Here is an 18,705-nt window from a genome sequence, read left to right on the forward strand (position 1 = left end):
AAAAAGATCCCGCCTTTTTTCAAAAAGGCGGGATCTTTTTTTGTAAATTTTCGTCCAAGAAGAAACCGCGATGATACAAGAATATTATGTCTACCTGAAACTGTGCTGAATGTTTCAAAAACAGACGAATCAGAGGGATATGGAATCTGTTTACAGAGGAGAGGTCGGATTTCTTACATTTGTATAAAAGAAATAAAAACTTTCCCTTAATCTTCTGTTAATTGGTATGTAACACTCTTGTAATCTTTTTTGGGTGTGGTATGATATGCAATGCACGCGGCTATCCACCGCGGGCAGGTTCCTTCAGCGATCAACAGACGGAGGATCATGGAATGACGATATTAGAATTTGTAAAAGATTTGAATTTTGCAGTGGTGTTGCTTTTTACCCTGCTCTATCTTTACCAAGGCTTCTATGTGGTGGTGGGGCTGGTGCGCCGGCGCTGGAAAGAGACCCATCAGCCTGAAAAGCTCCATCGCTTTGCTGTGGTAGTATCCGCACGCAACGAAGAAGAGGTAATCGGAGAACTGCTGGATAGCTTAAACAAGCAAAATTATCCCAAAGAGCTGCTGGACCTCTATGTGGTGGCCGACAACTGCACTGACGATACCGCCGGTGTGGCCCGCAAGGCCGGTGCCTTTGTGTATGAGCGCTTCGACCAGCAGAAGAAGGGCAAGGGCTACGCGATGGATTACCTCTTCCACCGTCTGGAGGAGGAGGGTAAGGACGTCTACGACGGCTACTTCATCTTTGACGCCGACAACCTGGTGGACCCCAACTTTGTTGCCGAGATGAACCGTACCTTTGACAAGGGGTACGACGCCATCACCTGCTACCGCAACTCCAAGAACTTCGGGGACAACTGGATCTCCGCCGGATACTCCATCTGGTTCCTGCGGGAGGCCCGCTTCCTCAACTTCCCCCGTACCCTGCTGGGCACCAACTGCCATGTGTCCGGTACCGGTTTCCTGGTGTCCTCCAAGGTCATCCGGGACAACGGGGGCTGGCCCTTCCACCTGCTCACCGAAGATATCCAGTTCTCTGTGGACTGTGCCATCCAGGGCCGCAAGATCGGCTACTGCGATACCGCCGTGGTGTACGACGAGCAGCCCACCACCTTCCGCCAGTCCTGGGACCAGCGGCTGCGGTGGTCCAAGGGCTTCTATGAGGTGGACCGGGATTATACCGTGCCCCTGCTGAAGGGCTGTTTCCGCCCCGGACGGCTGGGTACCTCCTGCTACGATATGTTCGTGACCGTGGCCCCCGGTATGCTGCTCACCCTGGTGATGATCCTGTTCAACGGCATCATCCTGGCCAGCTGCATGACCCAGCCCGCCTATATCGCCGCCAAGGTCATCGATGTAACTGTCGGATTTATGCTGTCTGCCCTGTGGAACTTCTATGTGGGCCTGTTTTTCTACGGCCTGCTGACGGTACTTTCCGAATGGAAACACATCAGTGCGACTCCTCTGCGGAAGCTGGGTTACGTCTTTACCTTCCCCATTTTCATGTTTACGTATATTCCCATCTCCATCGCCGCTCTGGTGAAAAAGGTGGAGTGGAAACCCATCTACCACACCTCCACCAAGCGGGTGGGGGCGGGCTGAACCGGGACCACTGGAAAGAGACCTGCTTGACTGCAGGTCTCTTTTGCTTTCGCAATCAGGCTTGCATTGAATCGTGAAACTGTGATATAATACCATCCAAATGTGCAATACAGGAGGAACCGAGCAATTATGGACACCATTCCCTTATCCATGCCCATTCTGATGGACGGCGCTACCGGAACCGAGTTGCGCCGGTTGGGTATGCCCGACGGAGCCTGCACCGAGCAGTGGGTGCTGGAGCATCCCCAGGCTCTGCTGGAGGTACAGCGGCGCTATGTGCAGGCGGGCAGCCGTATTCTGCTGGCCCCCACCTTTGGGGCCAACCGGGCCAGCCTGGAGCGCAGGGGCATCATGGGACAGGTAAGAGAATACAACCAGCGGTTGGTGGAGCTCACCCGGCAGGCTGCAGGCGACGGCGTACTGGTGGCGGGTGACATGGCCCCCGCCGGGCTGACGCTGGTGCCCTTTGGCGAGAGCAGCTTTGAGGAGTTGGTGGCGGTCTACACCGAGCAGGCCGCCGCTCTGGAAGCTGCCGGGGTGGACCTGTTTTTCCTGGAGACTATGACCGACATGGCTCAGGCCCGGGCGGCGGTGCTGGCTTGCAAAAGCGTATCGGACAAGCCGGTGTGGGTATCCTTCACCTGCGACGATGAGGGCCGCACCCCCGGCGGCACCGATGTGCTGGCCGGTCTCATCGTTATGCAGGGCATGGGGGTGTCTGCTTTCGGCCTCAACTGCACCAGCCCCGAGGATACGGCGGAGCAGCTGGAGCGGCTGACACCCTATGCCTCCGTACCCCTGATTGCAAAGCCCTCTGCCGGGCTGCCCGGGGTCTGCTGTACCCCGGAGGAGCTGGCAGGCTTTGTACCCCAATACGCCGCTGCTGGAGCCCGTATGTTCGGAGGATGCTGCGGGGCGGGGCCGGAGCATCTGGAGGCAGTGGCACGGGCCATGGCTCAGGTGGACTTTTCCGCCTTCCGTCCGGTGGAGCGGGACCCCGATGTGATCCCCTGCGCCAGCGAGAAGGAGGCCCGGTTCATTACCCCCGATGTAGATGTGGGTGAGACCATCGAGTGTACCCCCGACCTGATGGAGGACATCCTGGAGGCCGAGGAGGAGTCCCCCCAGGGTGCACTGAAGATTGCCATCCTGGAGGAAGACGACCTGGACATCTTTGCCGAGAATCAGTATGTGGTGAAGGACGCCCTCTGCCTGTGGTCCGACGTACCCGAGCTGCTGGAGAAAGCCCTGCGGCTCTATCAGGGTCGGGCTTTCTGGGACGGTACCGGGGATCTGGAGGAGGAGTTCCTCCGGGAGATGGCAGGCCGGTACGGCCTGGTGCTGCTGTAAGAGGCCCTGTCAACGGGTCGTTGGGCCCAAAAATAAAATCAGCGAAACAGACAAAAAGCGCGTCCCCTTTTTGGGACGGGCTTTTTGTTTTGCGCCTTGACGGCGCATATCAAGATACTGTATCATAGATGTTGTGCAAAGAACCAAAACACAAGATATTGTGTCGAAATATAACGGGCGGTAATCGCCTGCAACAGTGGAGCGGGAAAGGAACGGATCGCAATGACACTCACCAAAATCAGAAAACGGGACGGCCGGCTGGCGGAGTTCAACGAGGACAAAATCGCCGGCGCCATAGACAAGGCCTTCCGGGCAACCTACAAGCCGGGCAAGGAGGCCGAGGCCAGACGGCTGGCCGACGAGGTCCTCTCCATCCTGGAGGTGGAGGGGGAGAAGCAGCCCGGCGTGGAGCATATTCAGGATCTGGTGGAGCGGGTACTGATGGACAACGGCTACATCCAGACTGCCCGGGCCTACATCCTGTACCGGGAGGAACGCAGCCGGGCCCGGGAGATGAATACCCGGCTGATGAAAACCTACGAGGACATCACCTTCTCCGCCGCCAAGGACTCGGACATCAAGCGGGAGAACGCCAATATTGACGGGGATACCGCCATGGGCTCCATGCTCAAGTTCGGCTCCGAGGGCGCCAAGCAGTTCTACGATATGTTCGTCCTCAATCCCGACCACGCCCGGGCCCACCGGGAGGGTGATATCCACATCCACGATCTGGACTTCCTGACACTCACCACCACCTGCTGTCAGATCGACATCAAGAAGCTGTTTGAAAGGGGCTTCTCCACCGGGCACGGCACCCTGCGGGAGCCCAACGACATTGCCTCCTACGCAGCTCTCTGCTGCATCGCCATCCAGTCCAATCAGAACGATCAGCACGGAGGCCAGAGCGTGGTGAACTTCGACTACGGCATGGCTGACGGCGTCCGCAAGACCTTCAAGCGGCTGTACCGCCAGAACCTGGCCCGGGCCCTCATGCTGCTGGAGGACGAGAGCGACCCCGAGCAGGAGCTGAAGGCTGTTATGGCCGATCTGGAAAAGAAGACCGGCCTGTGCCCCATTCTGGCGGGCAGTGGGGAGTACTTTGCTGCCGAGCGGGCGGCTTTGGTGCCCAAGTTCGGAGACGAGGCCACTGTGGAGAAGGCCCAGAAGTTTGCCCAGCAGCGGGCGGTAAAGGAGACCGACCGGGCCACCTATCAGGCCATGGAGGCCCTGATCCACAACCTGAACACCATGCACTCCCGGGCTGGTGCCCAGACTCCCTTCTCCTCCATCAACTACGGCATGGATACTTCCCCCGAAGGCCGTATGGTGATGAAGAACGTCATGCTGGCCACCGAAGCCGGCCTGGGCGGCGGCGAGACGCCCATTTTCCCCATCCAGATCTTCCGGGTGAAGGAAGGGGTCAACTACAACCCCGGTGAACCCAACTATGACCTGTTTCAGCTGGCCATGCGGTGCTCCGCCAAGCGGCTGTTCCCCAATTTCTCCTTCATCGACGCTCCTTTTAACCTGCAGTACTATAAGCCCGGCCATCCCGAGACCGAGATCGCCTACATGGGCTGCCGCACCCGGGTCATCGGCAACGTATACGACCCCGAGCGGGAGATCTGCAATGGCCGGGGCAACCTGTCCTTCACCACCATCAACCTGCCCCGGTTGGCCATCAAGGCCCGGGGGGACATCAACACCTTCTTCGAGTCCCTGGACCGAATGATGGACCTGTGTGTGGACCAGCTGCTGGAGCGGTTTGAGATCCAGTGCCGCAAGCACGTCTACAACTTCCCCTTCCTCATGGGCCAGGGGGTGTGGCTGGACAGCGAGAAGCTGGACTGGAACGACGAGGTACGGGAGGTCCTGAAGCACGGCACCCTGTCCGTAGGTTTCATCGGTCTGGCCGAGACCCTGAAGGCCCTCATCGGCGTCCACCACGGCGAGAGCGAGAAGGCCCGGGTGCTGGGTATGGAGATCATCTCTCATATGCGGGCCCGGATGGACGCTGAGAGCGAAAAGCGGGGCCTCAATTTCTCCCTGCTGGCCACCCCCGCCGAGGGATTGTCCGGCCGTTTCGTCCGGATGGACAAGGCCCGCTTTGGAGTCATGGAGGGGATCACCGACCGGGACTACTACACCAACTCCTTCCATGTGCCGGTGTATTACCCCATCTCCGCTTACGACAAAATCAAGATCGAGGCGCCCTACCACGCCCTCACCAACGCCGGGCATATCAGCTACATCGAGATGGACGGCGATCCCACTGACAATCTGGAGGCCTTTGAGAAGGTCATCCGCTGCATGAAGGAGAGCGGAATAGGCTACGGCTCCGTCAACCATCCGGTGGACCGGGACCCGGTGTGCGGCTTTTCCGGCATCATCGGAGACCGCTGCCCCGGCTGCGGCCGCACCGAGGCCGACGGCGTGCCCTTTGAGCGCATCCGCCGCATCACCGGCTACCTGGTGGGCACCCTGGACCGCTTCAACAACGCCAAGCGGGCCGAGGAGCACGACCGGGTGAAGCACGGAGTGTAATCAAAGCGGGCCTAACCACAGCCCATATCGGTAAAACCCAATGGGGCGGGGCTCTGCCCCGCCCCATTTTGAATAGAGAGGATTTTGTGTATGGCTGATATACCTGCTATCCGCCTGAAGCGGGGAGAGGGCCGGGCTTTCAAGGCCGGCGGCCCCTGGATCTATGACAATGAGATCGGTGAGATCGTGGGGCAGCCCGCCGACGGCGACGTGATCCGCATTGAGGACTACAACGGCTACCCCCTGGGTGTGGGCTTCCTCAACCGCACCTCCACCATCACGGTGCGGGTACTGTCCCGGAAAGCGGACACCGTGATTGACGAGGCTTTTCTGGAGATGCGGGTGCGGGCTGCCTGGCAGTACCGCAAGGACACGGTGGACACCTCCTCCTGCCGCATCATCTTCGGTGAGGCCGACTTCCTGCCCGGCCTGGTGGTGGATAAGTTCTCGGACGTGCTGGTGGTGGAGTCTCTGGCTCTGGGCATTGACCGGATGAAATCCACCATTTTGAAGCTGCTTGTGGATATTCTGGCCGAGGACGGCATCGCCATCCGGGGCATCTATGAACGCAGCGATGCCAAGGTGCGCCTGAAGGAGGGCATGGAGCGGGTGAAGGGCTTCCTGTCCGAGCCCTTCGACCCGGTGGTGGAAATTATGGAAAACGGGGTCCGGTACCAGGTGGATGTAGCCGAGGGCCAGAAAACCGGCTTCTTCCTGGACCAGAAGTACAACCGGCTGGCCATCCAGCCTCTGGCCAAGGGAGGACGAGTGCTGGACTGCTTCACCCACACCGGCGCCTTTGCCCTCAACGCCGCCAAAGGTGGCGCACGAGAGGTGCTGGGGGTGGACGCCTCCCAACTGGGTGTGGATCAGGCCACCCGCAATGCGGAGCTAAATGGCATGAGCGACCGGGTGCGCTTTGAGTGCTACGATGTCTTTGAATTGCTGCCTGAGCTGGAGAGAAAGGGCGAAAAATTTGACCTGGTGATCCTGGACCCGCCGGCCTTTACCAAGTCCCGGGCTTCTGTCAAGAAGGCGGTGACCGGCTACCGGGAGATCAACCTGCGGGGCATCAAGCTGGTGAAAAACGGAGGCTATCTGGCCACCTGCTCCTGCTCCCACTTCATGACCCCCGAGCTGCTGGCCAAGACCATCGGAGAGGCCGCCCGGGACGCCCACCGCCGCCTGCGGCAGGTGGAGTACCGCACCCAGGCCGCCGACCACCCGGTGCTGTGGGGGGCGGATCAGTCCCTCTATCTGAAGTTCTATATCTTCCAGGTGTGCGACGAGCGGTAAGCTGACCGGCGGAAAGGAGAAGGCCATGGACGGGACCAGGAAGTTCAGCGGTTTGGCGGATGTATATGCCAGGGGCAGGCCGTCCTACGCGGAGGCCCTCCTGGAGGCTCTGTACACCCGCTATGGTTTTTCGGAGCGGTCGGTGGTAGGGGACATCGGCTCGGGCACCGGCAAGTTTGCCAGGCAGCTTCTGGACAGGGGGAGCTTTGTGTACTGTGTGGAGCCCAACGGCGACATGCGGGCCGCCGCCGGCAGGGAATTGGCGGCATATCCCAACTGCCGCATTGTGGACGGCACGGCCGGCAGCACGACGCTGGCAGACGGGTCGGTGGATTTCGTGACGGCGGCCCAAGCGTTTCACTGGTTTGATCCCCGTGCCTTTCAGAAGGAGTGCGGCCGCATCCTGAAAAAAGAGGGCAAGGCCCTTCTGATATGGAATATGCGGGGAATGACGGACCCGGTAAATCAGGCCTGCTTTGAAATTTTCCGCCGGTACTGTCCCGCTTTTCAGGGCTTTGGCGGGGGAATTCAGAGGGATGATATCCGGATCAGGCAGTTCTTCGGAGGCTCGTATACGTATATGGAATATGAGAACCCGCTCTGCTACGACAGAGTCCGCTTTATCAGCCGCAGCCTGTCCGGCTCCTATTCGCTCAGACCGGGCGACAAGGACTATGCGTCCTATCTGGAAGCCCTGACGGAGCTCTTTGACCGCTATGCCCGAAACAAGGTGCTGTGCATCCCCAACAAAACCGTGGCCTATATGGGCCGGCCGGGAAATGGGGAATAGGGCGCTGTGAAGATCAAACAAGAAAGGCCGCTGCCTGCAGGCAGCGGCCTTTCTTTATGGTTCGGGCAGCAGACAGCGCTCGTTCCGGTCCACATAATGGGCGTCGGCCCGCAGGGTGAGGGGATGGTCGGCCCCCTGGGGCAGATAGAAGCGCAGGCCGGTGAGCCGCAGGTCGGCGGCCGCCCCCTCATGGTGGGGCGGAATGGTGAACAGCCGGGCCCCCAGACAGGTATCCCCGTCCATCAGCTCGGCTGCCAGAGCCACCCGCCGCTCCGGCAGCACCCCGGCCAGCGTCATGGAGCAGTCGATGATCTGCCCTGCCTCCGGGCACAGTTTGCCCAGGTCGCAGTACACCACGCCGCCCTCCGGCTTGATCTGGCGTTCCAGCATGGAAGCACCCCCTACAAATTCATACGGCGGGCATTGCTGCCCGCCGTATGTAACAAGAATTCAGTATGGGGCCGCTCCATCCTATGCTCAGCGGATCTGGCCGGTGCCGTAGATGACAAATTTGCTGGAGGTCAGCTCCTCCAGGCCCATAGGACCCCGGGCGTGCATCTTCTGGGTGGAGATGCCGATCTCGGCGCCCAGACCGAACTCGTTGCCGTCGGTGAAGCGGGTGGAGGCGTTGACATACACCGCTGCCGCGTCCACCCGGTCCAGGAACTGCTGGGCGGCAAAGTAGTTGTTGGTGACGATGGCCTCGGAGTGGCCGGTGCCGTGGGCGTGGATGAACTCCACCGCCTCGTCAAAGCCGCCCACCACCTTAACGGCCAGGATATAGTCGCCGAACTCGGTGTCCCAATCCTCCTCGGTGGCGGGGACCACGAAGTCGCCCAGGATGGCCCGGGTCTCGGGGCAGCCCCGCAGTTCCACGTTCTTGGTCTGGAGCAGCTGCCAGGCCATGGGCAGGAAGTCACGGGCCACTGCCCGGTCCACCAGCAGGCACTCAGCGGCGTTGCACACCGAGGGCCGGGAGGTCTTGGCATTGTGGATGATACGGGCGGCCATATCCAGGTCGGCCTCCCCGTGGACATACACATGGCACACACCCACGCCGGTCTGGATTACCGGCACCTTGGCGTGCTCTACCACATTTTTAATGAGACCAGCGCCACCCCGTGGGATGAGCACGTCCAGGTACTCCGTCAGGTTCATCAGCTCTGTGGCACTCTGGCGGGTGGTGTCGGTGACCAGGGCCACGCAGTCCCGGGGCAGGCCGGCGGATTCCAGGGCGTCCCGCATGATGGAGACAAAGGCCTGGTTGGAGTGAAAGGCCTCTTTGCCGCCCCGGAGAATGACGGCGTTGCCCGACTTCAGGCAGAGGGCGGCGGCGTCCACAGTGACGTTGGGCCGGGCCTCATAGATGATGCCAATGACACCCAGAGGCACCCGGCGCTTGCCGATGACCAGGCCGTTGGGCCGGGTGGACATCTTGGTGGTCTCACCGATGGGATCGGGAAGGGTGGCCACCTGCCGCACACCGTCCACGATACCTGCGATGCGGGAGCCGTCCAGCGCCAGCCGGTCCTGGAGGGAGGGGCGCATTCCGGCGGCTTTGGCGGCGGTCATATCTTCCTGGTTGGCGGCCAGAATTTCCTCCTGGCGGGCCTCCAGAGCGGAGGCGATGGCCTCCAGGGCGGCGTTCTTCTTAGCGGTGCCCGCAATGGAGAGCACCCGGCTGGCGTTTTTGGCGGCCAGACCCTGCATTTCCAGCTGCGTCATAACTTGTCACTCCTTTTATGTATAAGGTTGGGCGAGGGAATTCAGAGGGCGGCGAAGCGGGTGCCGATGTCGGCGCCGTTTACAATATCATAAAGAGACTCGATGTTGCTGCCATTGGCAATGACCATCTCGATACCGGCGTCCAGAGCGATCTGGGCGGCGTTGAGCTTGGTGGCCATGCCACCGGTGCCCCGCCAGGTGCCGGCGCCGCCGGCCATGGCCCGCAGCTCCGGGGTGACAGCCTCCACATGGTGGATCAGCTGGGCCTCGGGATGGGTGCGGGGGTCGGCGTCGTACAGTCCGTCAATGTCGCTGAGCAGCACCAGCAGGTCGGCCCCGCACAGCCGGGCCACGATGGCGGACAGGGTGTCGTTGTCGCCCAGCACCTTGCACTGGCCGGTCTCGATCTCCGCTGAGGACACCGAGTCGTTCTCGTTGACCACCGGGATGACCCCCAGCTCCAGCAGGGCCTCAAAGGTGTTGTGCAGGTGCTCCGACCGGACGGGGGCGTCTACATCCTCGCCGGTGAGCAGGATCTGAGCCACGGTGCGGTTATACTCTGCGAAAAGCTTGTCGTAGATGTGCATCATCATGCACTGGCCCACGGCGGCGGTGGCCTGCTTCATCCGCAGCTCGGTGGGGCGGGCATCCAGCCGCAGCTTCTTGGTGCCGATGCCGATGGCGCCGGACGAAACCAACACTACCTGATAGCCCATCCCCTCCAGATCGGAGAGCACCCTGGCCAGTCGTTCCATATTTTGAAGATTGAGGCTCCCGGTGTCCCGGGTGAGGGTGGAAGTACCCACCTTGACCACCAATCGATGTATCTCTTTCTTGCGCTGCAAAGCGTTCATCCTCCTTGCCTGATCTTGCGTCTGAGAGCATCATACCACAGTTTCGCAATGCAGTAAAGGAAAGAAGTGATGGTTTGCGCAAAGAAAACTATACGTTTTACCACTTTTTCATGCTTTTGCGGTTGAAATCCACGGAATTTTGGAGTACAATAGCCTGCGCTGAACAGTGATAGAGGTGTAAAGAGGGAATAAAATGCTGAATATCGTGCTCTACGAACCGGAAATACCCCAAAACACCGGCAACATTGCGCGTACCTGCGCTGTTACCGGGATTCGACTCCACCTGATTAAGCCGTTAGGCTTTGATATCAGTGATAAAGCCGTAAAAAGGGCCGGCTTAGACTACTGGCATCTGGTGGATCTGCGGGTGTATGAAAATCTGGAGGACTTCTTTCAGAAAACCGGCGCAGAGGATATCTGGCTGGCCACCTCCAAAGCCCCGAGGCCCTATACAGAGGCCACGTTCCGGGATGGGTGCTATCTCATCTTCGGTAAGGAGACCGCCGGGCTGCCGGAGGCCTTCCGGGAGAAATACCGCCAGCGCTGTATTCGTATCCCAATCCGGGCGGAGGCCCGGTGCCTCAATCTTTCCAACTCAGCGGCGATCCTAGCGTACGAAGCCCTGCGACAACTGGATTTTCCCGGATTGACCGGGGAAGGCGAGATGAAAGGAGCTAGTATAGTATGAACTACAACAAGAAAACCGTAAAAGACATCGACGTAGCCGGCAAGAAGGTACTGCTGCGCTGCGACTTTAACGTGCCCATGGCCAAGGACGGCAGCGGCGTCATCACCGACGACAAGCGCATCCGCGCGGCCCTGCCCACCATCCAGTACCTGCTGGATCAGAATGCCGCCGTCATCGCCTGCTCTCATATGGGCAAGCCCGTGGCTACTTTTGACTCCTATGTGAAGAAGCAGGCCGAGAAGGGCAAGGACCCCGCCTCCATCACCGAGGAGGAGTGGAAGAAGTCCCTGGCCAAGCTGTCTCTGGCTCCTGTGGCCAAGCGCCTGAGCGAGCTGCTGGGCCGTGAGGTCATCATGGCCTCCGATGTGGTGGGCCCCGACGCCCAGGCCAAGGCCGCCGCTCTCCAGCCCGGCCAGATCCTGCTGCTGGAGAACACCCGCTTTGAGAAGGGTGAGACCAAGAACGATCCCGCTCTGGCCAAGGCCATGGCTGATATGGCTGAGGTGTATGTGTCCGACGCCTTCGGCGCCGTCCACCGCGCTCACGCCTCCACCGCCGGTGTGGCTGCCTACCTGCCCGCCGTGTCCGGCTTCCTGATCCAGAAGGAGCTGGAGATCATCGGTGGCGCTCTGGCCAATCCCAAGCGTCCCCTGGTGGCTATCCTGGGCGGCTCCAAGGTGTCCTCCAAGATCGGCGTCATCAACAACCTGCTGGAGATTGCCGACACCATCATCATCGGCGGCGGCATGACCTACACCTTCCTCAAGGCTCAGGGCGGCTCCATCGGCAAGTCCCTGCTGGAAGAGGACTGGCTGGACTACTGCAACGACATGATGAAGAAGGCCAAGGAGAAGGGCGTCAAGCTGCTCCTGCCCGAGGATACCATCTGCGCCAAGGAGTTCTCTGCCGACGCCGAGCCCATCCTGGTGGACAGCATGAACATCCCCGACGACTGCATGGGCATGGACATTGGCCCCAAGGCCATCGCCGCCTACGCTGACGCCGTGAAGGATGCGGGCACTGTGATCTGGAACGGCCCCATGGGCGTGTTTGAGTTCCCCGCCTTTGCCAAGGGCACCCAGGCTGTGGCCGAGGCCCTGAGCAACAGCAACGCCATCACCATCATTGGCGGCGGCGACTCCGCTGCCGCTGTGCAGCAGCTGGGCTATGCCGATAAGATGACCCACATCTCCACCGGCGGCGGCGCTTCCCTGGAGTTTATGGAGGGCAAGGAGCTGCCCGGCGTGGCTTGCCTGCTGGACGCCTAAATAGATAAGCGCTGCTACAGCGTGACATCAGGCCCAACCGGGTCTAAACCTAAGAGAGAAGATTTGAAGAAAGGGGCCCATTTACCCATGAACAGAAGATATCGCAAGACCATCATTGCCGGCAACTGGAAGATGAACAAGACCCTCTCCGAGACCCGCGCCTTTGCTGAGGAGCTCAAGCCCCTCATCGGCAAGCCCAAGTGGTGCGAGGTTGTGCTGTGCGTGCCCTCTGTGAACCTCCAGGCCGCTGTGCGCCTCTTCAAGGAGAGCCGCGTGGCCATCGGCGCCGAGACCTGCCACTATGAGTCCCACGGCGCCTTCACCGGCGAGGTTTCTCCTGAGATGCTCAAGGAGATCGGCGTGAAGTACGTCATCATCGGCCACTCCGAGCGCCGTCAGTACTACAATGAGACCGACTTCACCGTCAACAAGAAGGTCCACGCCGCCCTGGAGGCTGGCCTGTACCCCATCGTGTGCGTGGGCGAGAGCCTGGAGCAGCGTGAGCTGGGTGTCACCATGGACCTGATCTCCTATCAGGTGAAGGCCGCTCTGGCCGGTGTGCCCGCCGACAAGATGCGTCATGTGGTCATCGCCTATGAGCCCATCTGGGCCATCGGCACCGGCAAGACCGCCACTGCCGAGCAGGCCAACGAGGTGTGCGAGGCCATCCGTGCCGTCATCCGCAAGCTGTACGGCGCCCGCGTGGCCCGCTCCGTCACCATCCAGTACGGCGGCTCCATGAATGCCAAGAACGCCCAGGAGCTGCTGGCTCAGCCCGACGTGGACGGCGGCCTCATCGGCGGCGCTTCCCTGAAGGCCCCCGACTTCGTGCAGATCATCAACGCTGCCAATCAGGAATAAGCCCCCGCTTTTGTGCAGAGAACAGAGGTAAACTATGAGTAAAACACCGACTACCCTCATTATCATGGACGGCTTCGGCCTGCGGGGCGACAAGACCGGCAACGCCATCGCCGCCGCCCACACCCCCAATCTGGACAAGATCTTTGCCGAGAACCCCGGCTGCAAGCTGGCGGCTTCCGGCATGGATGTGGGCCTGCCTGAGGGACAGATGGGTAACTCCGAGGTGGGTCACACCAACATCGGCGCAGGCCGGGTGGTGTTCCAGGACCTGCCCCGGATCACCAAGTCCATTCAGGACGGCACCTTCTTTGAGAATGAGGCCTATATCGAGGCTATGGACGACTGCAAGGAGCGGGACGGCGCACTGCACGTGTTCGGCCTGCTGTCCGACGGCGGCGTCCACAGCCACATCACCCACATCTTCGCCCTGCTGGAGATGGCCAAGAAGCGCGGCCTGCACAAGGTGTTCGTCCACTGCTTCCTGGATGGCCGTGACGTGCCCCCCGCCTCCGGCAAGGAGTACGTGGAGCAGCTGGCGAACAAGTGCAAGGAGCTGGGCGTGGGCCAGGTGGCCACCGTTATGGGCCGCTTCTACGCCATGGACCGCGATAAGCGCTGGGACCGCCTGCAGCGGGCCTATGACGCCATCGTGCTGGGTGTGGGCACTGAGAACGCCGATCCTGTGGACGGTGTACAGAAGTCCTATGATGCCGGCGTCACCGACGAGTTCGTGGAGCCCATCGTGTGCACCAAGGAGGGCAAGGTGAAGGAGGGCGACTCCATCATCTTCATGAACTTCCGCCCCGACCGGGCCCGGGAGATCACCCGCTGCTTTGTGGACCCCGCCTTCACCGACGTGGAGCGGAAGAAGGGTTACTTCCCCGTGACTTACGTCTGCACCACCGAGTACGACGCTACCATGCCCAATGTGCTCATTGCCTTCCCCCACCGGGAGCTGGAGAACATCTTTGGCGAGTATATTGCCCGCCAGGGCTACACCCAGCTGCGCATCGCCGAGACTGAGAAGTACGCCCATGTGACCTTCTTCTTCAACGGCGGCGCCGAGCAGGTCTTCCCTGGCGAGGATCGGTGCCTGATCCCCTCTCCCAAGGTGGCCACCTATGACCTGCAGCCCGAGATGAGTGCACCCGAGGTCACCGAGGAGGCCGTTAAGCGCATCGAGAGCGGCAAGTACGACGTCATCATCCTCAACTTCGCCAACTGCGACATGGTGGGTCACACCGGCGTGTTTGACGCCGCTGTGAAGGCCGTGGAGGCCGTGGACGAGGGCGTGGGCAAGGTGGTGGAGGCCACCACCAAGATGGGCGGCGTGACCCTCATCACCGCCGACCACGGCAACGCCGACCGGATGCTGGACGACGACGGGGTCACTCCCTACACCGCCCACACTACCAATCTGGTGCCCTTCTACATCGTGGGCGCCGACGTGAAGCTGCGGGACGGCCGCCTGGCCGACATCGCCCCCACCATGCTGGATCTGATGGGCCTGGAAAAGCCCGCAGAGATGGATGGCGAAACCTTGATTCTGAACTAAGGGCTTTTCAAGGCCCATCCCCGCCGGAGGCGGGCGGCGCTTGCGCCGTCCAAGCGTTTTGGCCGAAGGCCAAAAGCTTGATGCCGGGGCAATTCACTTGCCCCGAGCAGATAAAAAGATCCGGGGTCCCCGCGCGGCCTGCCGCGTGGGGTGCCTGGAGAAGCCCGCAGAGATGGATGGCGAAACTCTGATCCTCAACTAAGCGGTATCCGGCGGAAGTTCCGCCGTACCAAATATTGACCCGGCGGGCCGAAGGCCCGCCCCCCACAATCCGATACCCCTGTATGGCGGGGGTCATCCCCCGCCGCCAATACGAAAGGAGTTTTTTACCATGAAGCAGATCATCGAGATCGTTGACGTTCTGGGCCGTGAGATCCTGGACAGCCGCGGCAACCCCACCGTTGAGGTTGAGGTTTATCTGGAAGACGGCACCGTGGGCCGCGCTGCTGTGCCCTCCGGCGCTTCTACCGGCATCTATGAGGCCTGTGAGCTCCGCGACGGCGACAAGAGCCGTTACCTGGGCAAGGGCGTCCTCACCGCTGTGAAGAACGTCAACACCGAGATCGCCGAGTGCCTGGTGGGCATGAACGTGCTGGACCAGACCGCTATCGATAAGGCTCTCATCGCTCTGGACGGCACCCCCAACAAGACCAAGCTGGGCGCCAACGCCATCCTGGGCGCTTCCCTGGCCTGCGCCAAGGCTGCTGCCGAGAGCCTGGGCACCTCCCTGTACAACTACATTGGCGGCGTCAACGCCAAGGTTCTGCCCGTGCCTATGATGAACATCCTCAACGGCGGCGCTCACGCCACCAACAACGTGGAGATCCAGGAGTTCATGATCATGCCCGTGGGCGCCTGCTGCTTCCGTGAGGCTCTGCGGATGTGCGCCGAGGTCTTCCACAAGCTGAAGACCACCCTGAAGGAGAACGGCACTCCTGCCGCCGGCGTGGGCGACGAGGGCGGCTACGCTCCCAACCTGAAGAAGGACGAGGACGCTCTGAAGGTCATCGTGAAGGCCATCGAGGAGGCCGGCTTCAAGCCCGGCGAGGACTTCATGATCGCCATCGACGCCGCTTCTTCCGAGTGGTGGAACGAGGAAGAGAAGTGCTATATCCAGCCCAAGTCCGGCAAGAAGATGACTCAGCAGCAGCTGGTCAATATGTGGAAGAAGTTTGCCGAGACCTACCCCATCATCTCCCTGGAGGACGGCATGGCCGAGACCGACTGGGAAGGCTGGGCTATGCTGACCAAGGCCATCGGCGACAAGGTGCAGCTGGTGGGCGACGACCTGTTCGTCACCAACGTCACCCGTCTGGCTACCGGCATTGAGAAGAAGGTTGCCAACTCCATCCTGATCAAGGTCAACCAGATCGGCACCCTGACCGAGACCCTGGACGCCATCCAGATGGCCAACCGCGCCGGCTACACCGCCATCGTGTCTCACCGCTCCGGCGAGACCGAGGACGCCACCATTGCCGACATCGCTGTGGCTCTGAACGCTGGCCAGATCAAGACCGGCGCTCCCAGCCGCACCGACCGTGTGGCCAAGTACAACCAGCTGCTCCGCATCGAGGAGGAACTGGGCGATGTGGCTCAGTACCTGGGCAAGGACGCTTTCTTCAACCTGAAGTAAGTTTCGACAAGCACAACGGGGCCGCTGCCAATGGCAGCGGCCCCGTTTTTTGTATCGCCCGGCTCCTCCTGGGCCCCATCATGGATGGGGCGGCGCTTTGCGCCGTACAAGCGTTTTGGGCCCCCGCAGAAAGCTACAGCTTTCTGTGGGATTGCTGGGCGATGTGGCTCAGTACCTGGGCAAGGACGCTTTCTTCAACCTGAAGTAAGTTTTGACAAGCACAAGGGTCCGCTGCCAATGGCAGCGGACCCGTTTTTTATATAAAAAAGCGGCTGCCGCATCTGCGGCAGCCGCTTTCATTGTTTGCATCAGACCTCCATAATGACCGGGAGGATCATGGGGTTGCGCTTGGTTTTCTTGTACAGGAAGTTGGACATGGAGTTTTTGATCTCCGACTTGATGGCGGCCCAGTCGGTGAGACTGTCCCGCTGGCAGTTCTCCAGCGCCGTAATGGCCACCTTCCGCAGTTCCTCCATCAGACCCTCGGACTCCTTCACATAGACAAAGCCGCGGGTAATGATATCGGGGCCAGACACCACGGAGCCGTCCTCCCCGGACATGGACACCACCACCACGATCATGCCGTCCTCGGCCAGATGCTTGCGGTCCCGCAGCACCACGCTGCCCACATCGCCCACGCCATAGCCGTCCACGAATACCCGACCGGCGGGCACAGTGCCGTTGATCTTGGCGGAGTTGGGAGTCAGCTCGATGACCTTGCCGATGTCGCTGATGATGATATTCTTGGGGTTCATGCCCATCTGCTGGGCTAGCTTGGCGTGGATCTTCAGCATCCGCTGCTCGCCGTGAACGGGGATGAAGAATTTGGGCTTCACCAGAGCGTGGATGATCTTCAGCTCCTCCTGACAGGCGTGGCCCGACACATGGAGGGCACGCTCCCGCTCGTTCACCACTTCGGCGTCTTTGCGGTAGAGCTCGTTGATCACGCTGCCAATGGCATTTTCATTGCCGGGAATGGCGGAGGCGGAGAGAATCACCCGGTCACCGGCCTGGATATCCACCTGGCGGTGGGTGTTGAAGGCCATACGGGTGAGGGCCGACATGGTCTCGCCCTGGCTGCCGGTGGTGATGATGCAGATCTTGTTCTTGGGCAGGCTCTTGATGTGAGCCAGATCCACCAGCACGCCGTCGGGAATCTTCATATAGCCCAGCTCGGTGGACACCTTCATGGCGTTCTCCATGGAGCGGCCGGTCACCGCCACCTTGCGGCCATACCGGGCGGCTACATCAATGATTTGCTGGATGCGGTCCACATTGGAGGCAAAGGTGGTGATAATGATGCGCTGCTCACAGCCCCGGAACAGAGCGTCGAAGGAATCGCCTACGCTGCGCTCGCTCTTGGTGAAGCCGGGACGCTCCACATTGGTGGAGTCGGCCAACAGGGCCAGAACGCCCTCCTTGCCCAACTGCCCCAGACGGCCCAGGTCGATCATACCACCCTGGATGGGGGTGGGGTCGATCTTGAAGTCACCGGTATGGATGACGGTACCCACGGCGCACTTGATGGCAAAGCCGCAGGCGTCGGCGATGGAATGGTTCACGTGGATAAACTCCACGGTGAACTTGCCCGCCTTCACGGTCTCGCCCGCTTCACAGGTGATGAGCTTGGTCTTGTTCACAAGACGGTGCTCCTCCAGCTTCAGCTTCACCAGGCCGGCCGTCATCCGGGTGGCGTAGATGGGGACGTTCACATCCCGCAGAAGATAGGGGATGGAACCGATGTGGTCCTCGTGACCGTGGGTCAGGAAGATACCCCGAATACGGTCCTTGTTCTTGATCAAGTAGGAAAAGTCGGGGATGACTACGTCAATGCCGTACATATCGTCATCCGGGAAGCCCATACCTACGTCCACGATGATCATATCCCCGCCGTATTCATAGACGGTCAGGTTTTTGCCGATCTCGTTCAGACCACCCAGAGAAATGATTTTCAGTTTTTCAGCCATAAAAGTCTTACTACACTCCTTTACAATCAATCCGTTTTTCGTATTTATCAGTGGGCACGGTCCGGATCTGAGCGCACAAAAAGAAAAGCGGTGGTATTCCGCTCTTTCCGGCCCTGCCTCGCCGGAAAAAGGGAACGGCCATGCACCGCCTGGCGCCTCTATCCATGCTGTGTCCTTGCCTTATTCAAAGCGCAATATTGCGCATAAAGCCATAATTAGCATCTGTATTATACCACGCAAACCGGGGAAAGTATACCATTATTTTGCGACAGGGTTTCCCTTGGTTGTTCTGGAGGTGCAGATATGATACAATACCGAAGAAAATGGAAAGGAGCGTGGAATGAATGGAAGAGGCGCAACTGCGGCCTGGCCGTTACCGCCACTTTAAGGGCAACGAATATCAGTTGCTCTATGTGGCCCGCCATTCGGAGACTCTGGAGCCCATGGTGGTCTATCAGGCCCTCTATGGGGAGCGGGGCATCTGGGTGCGGCCGGCGGCCATGTGGAATGAGATTTTGGAGCGGGACGGCTATCAGGGCCCCCGGTTCACCTATATAGGAGAGTAAG

At 60.4% G+C, this 18,705-nt stretch carries 15 protein-coding genes; 11 read left to right on the top strand and 4 right to left on the bottom strand.

Features of this window, described 5'->3' with window-relative positions; translation table 11 throughout:
• Positions 1 to 332 precede the first annotated feature (332 nt).
• From B5G40_RS00485 to B5G40_RS00505, 5 genes are all read left to right on the top strand, one after another.
• Complete coding sequence (locus tag B5G40_RS00485; protein ID WP_087398412.1) at positions 333 to 1,607, top strand: glycosyltransferase family 2 protein; 1,275 nt, start codon at positions 333 to 335, stop codon at positions 1,605 to 1,607.
• A gap of 129 nt (positions 1,608 to 1,736) precedes the next feature.
• Positions 1,737 to 2,957, top strand: a complete 1,221-nt coding sequence (locus B5G40_RS00490; protein ID WP_087398413.1) for a homocysteine S-methyltransferase family protein — start codon at positions 1,737 to 1,739, stop codon at positions 2,955 to 2,957.
• A gap of 222 nt (positions 2,958 to 3,179) precedes the next feature.
• Positions 3,180 to 5,501, top strand: a complete 2,322-nt coding sequence (locus tag B5G40_RS00495) for an anaerobic ribonucleoside triphosphate reductase (RefSeq protein ID WP_087398414.1) — start codon at positions 3,180 to 3,182, stop codon at positions 5,499 to 5,501.
• Positions 5,502 to 5,591: 90 nt separating this feature from the next.
• Positions 5,592 to 6,797: a class I SAM-dependent rRNA methyltransferase gene (locus B5G40_RS00500; protein ID WP_087398415.1), complete on the top strand. Its 1,206-nt coding sequence runs from the start codon at positions 5,592 to 5,594 to the stop codon at positions 6,795 to 6,797.
• 25 nt (positions 6,798 to 6,822) lie between these two features.
• A complete protein-coding gene (locus tag B5G40_RS00505; RefSeq protein ID WP_087398416.1) occupies positions 6,823 to 7,587 on the top strand; it encodes a class I SAM-dependent methyltransferase in 765 nt (254 codons plus the stop codon).
• 54 nt (positions 7,588 to 7,641) lie between these two features.
• Here the strand turns inward: B5G40_RS00505 and B5G40_RS00510 are convergent, their stop codons facing one another.
• The 3 genes from B5G40_RS00510 to proB all read right to left on the bottom strand — a co-directional run bounded on the left by B5G40_RS00510 (position 7,642) and on the right by proB (position 10,166).
• On the bottom strand, positions 7,642 to 7,977 hold the full coding sequence (locus tag B5G40_RS00510; RefSeq protein ID WP_087398417.1) for a hypothetical protein: 336 nt from the start codon (positions 7,975 to 7,977) through the stop codon (positions 7,642 to 7,644).
• An 87-nt stretch (positions 7,978 to 8,064) separates the two neighbouring features.
• Positions 8,065 to 9,312, bottom strand: a complete 1,248-nt coding sequence (locus tag B5G40_RS00515) for a glutamate-5-semialdehyde dehydrogenase (RefSeq protein WP_087398418.1) — start codon at positions 9,310 to 9,312, stop codon at positions 8,065 to 8,067.
• A 41-nt stretch (positions 9,313 to 9,353) separates the two neighbouring features.
• Positions 9,354 to 10,166 (bottom strand): glutamate 5-kinase, encoded by an 813-nt coding sequence (gene proB, locus B5G40_RS00520; protein ID WP_087398419.1) that lies wholly within the window; start codon positions 10,164 to 10,166, stop codon positions 9,354 to 9,356.
• A 193-nt stretch (positions 10,167 to 10,359) separates the two neighbouring features.
• Between proB and B5G40_RS00525 the strand changes: the two genes are divergently transcribed.
• The 5 genes from B5G40_RS00525 (at position 10,360) to eno (ending at position 16,171) form a co-directional block, all read left to right on the top strand.
• Positions 10,360 to 10,854, top strand: coding sequence for a tRNA (cytidine(34)-2'-O)-methyltransferase (locus B5G40_RS00525; protein WP_087269297.1), 495 nt, complete (start codon positions 10,360 to 10,362; stop codon positions 10,852 to 10,854).
• Complete coding sequence (locus tag B5G40_RS00530; protein ID WP_087329320.1) at positions 10,851 to 12,122, top strand: phosphoglycerate kinase; 1,272 nt, start codon at positions 10,851 to 10,853, stop codon at positions 12,120 to 12,122. The genes B5G40_RS00525 and B5G40_RS00530 overlap by 4 nt, the downstream gene beginning before the upstream one ends.
• A gap of 87 nt (positions 12,123 to 12,209) precedes the next feature.
• Entirely contained in the window at positions 12,210 to 12,983 is a 774-nt protein-coding gene (gene tpiA, locus B5G40_RS00535; protein WP_087187861.1) for a triose-phosphate isomerase, read from the top strand.
• 34 nt (positions 12,984 to 13,017) lie between these two features.
• Complete coding sequence (gpmI, locus tag B5G40_RS00540) at positions 13,018 to 14,538, top strand: 2,3-bisphosphoglycerate-independent phosphoglycerate mutase (protein WP_087398420.1); 1,521 nt, start codon at positions 13,018 to 13,020, stop codon at positions 14,536 to 14,538.
• A gap of 331 nt (positions 14,539 to 14,869) precedes the next feature.
• Positions 14,870 to 16,171 carry a phosphopyruvate hydratase gene (eno, locus tag B5G40_RS00550; protein ID WP_087398422.1) on the top strand — a complete coding sequence of 434 codons (1,302 nt, stop codon included), beginning with the start codon at positions 14,870 to 14,872 and terminating at the stop codon, positions 16,169 to 16,171.
• Between the two features lie 308 nt (positions 16,172 to 16,479).
• Here the strand turns inward: eno and B5G40_RS00555 are convergent, their stop codons facing one another.
• Positions 16,480 to 18,138, bottom strand: a complete 1,659-nt coding sequence (locus B5G40_RS00555; protein ID WP_164496938.1) for a ribonuclease J — start codon at positions 18,136 to 18,138, stop codon at positions 16,480 to 16,482.
• Between the two features lie 344 nt (positions 18,139 to 18,482).
• Between B5G40_RS00555 and B5G40_RS00560 the strand changes: the two genes are divergently transcribed.
• Positions 18,483 to 18,704, top strand: coding sequence for a DUF1653 domain-containing protein (locus tag B5G40_RS00560; RefSeq protein ID WP_087398424.1), 222 nt, complete (start codon positions 18,483 to 18,485; stop codon positions 18,702 to 18,704).
• Position 18,705: the final 1 nt, after the last annotated feature.

The organism is Flavonifractor sp. An9, assembly GCF_002161245.1.
GTDB classification, from domain to species: Bacteria; Bacillota; Clostridia; order Oscillospirales; family Oscillospiraceae; genus Flavonifractor; species Flavonifractor avicola.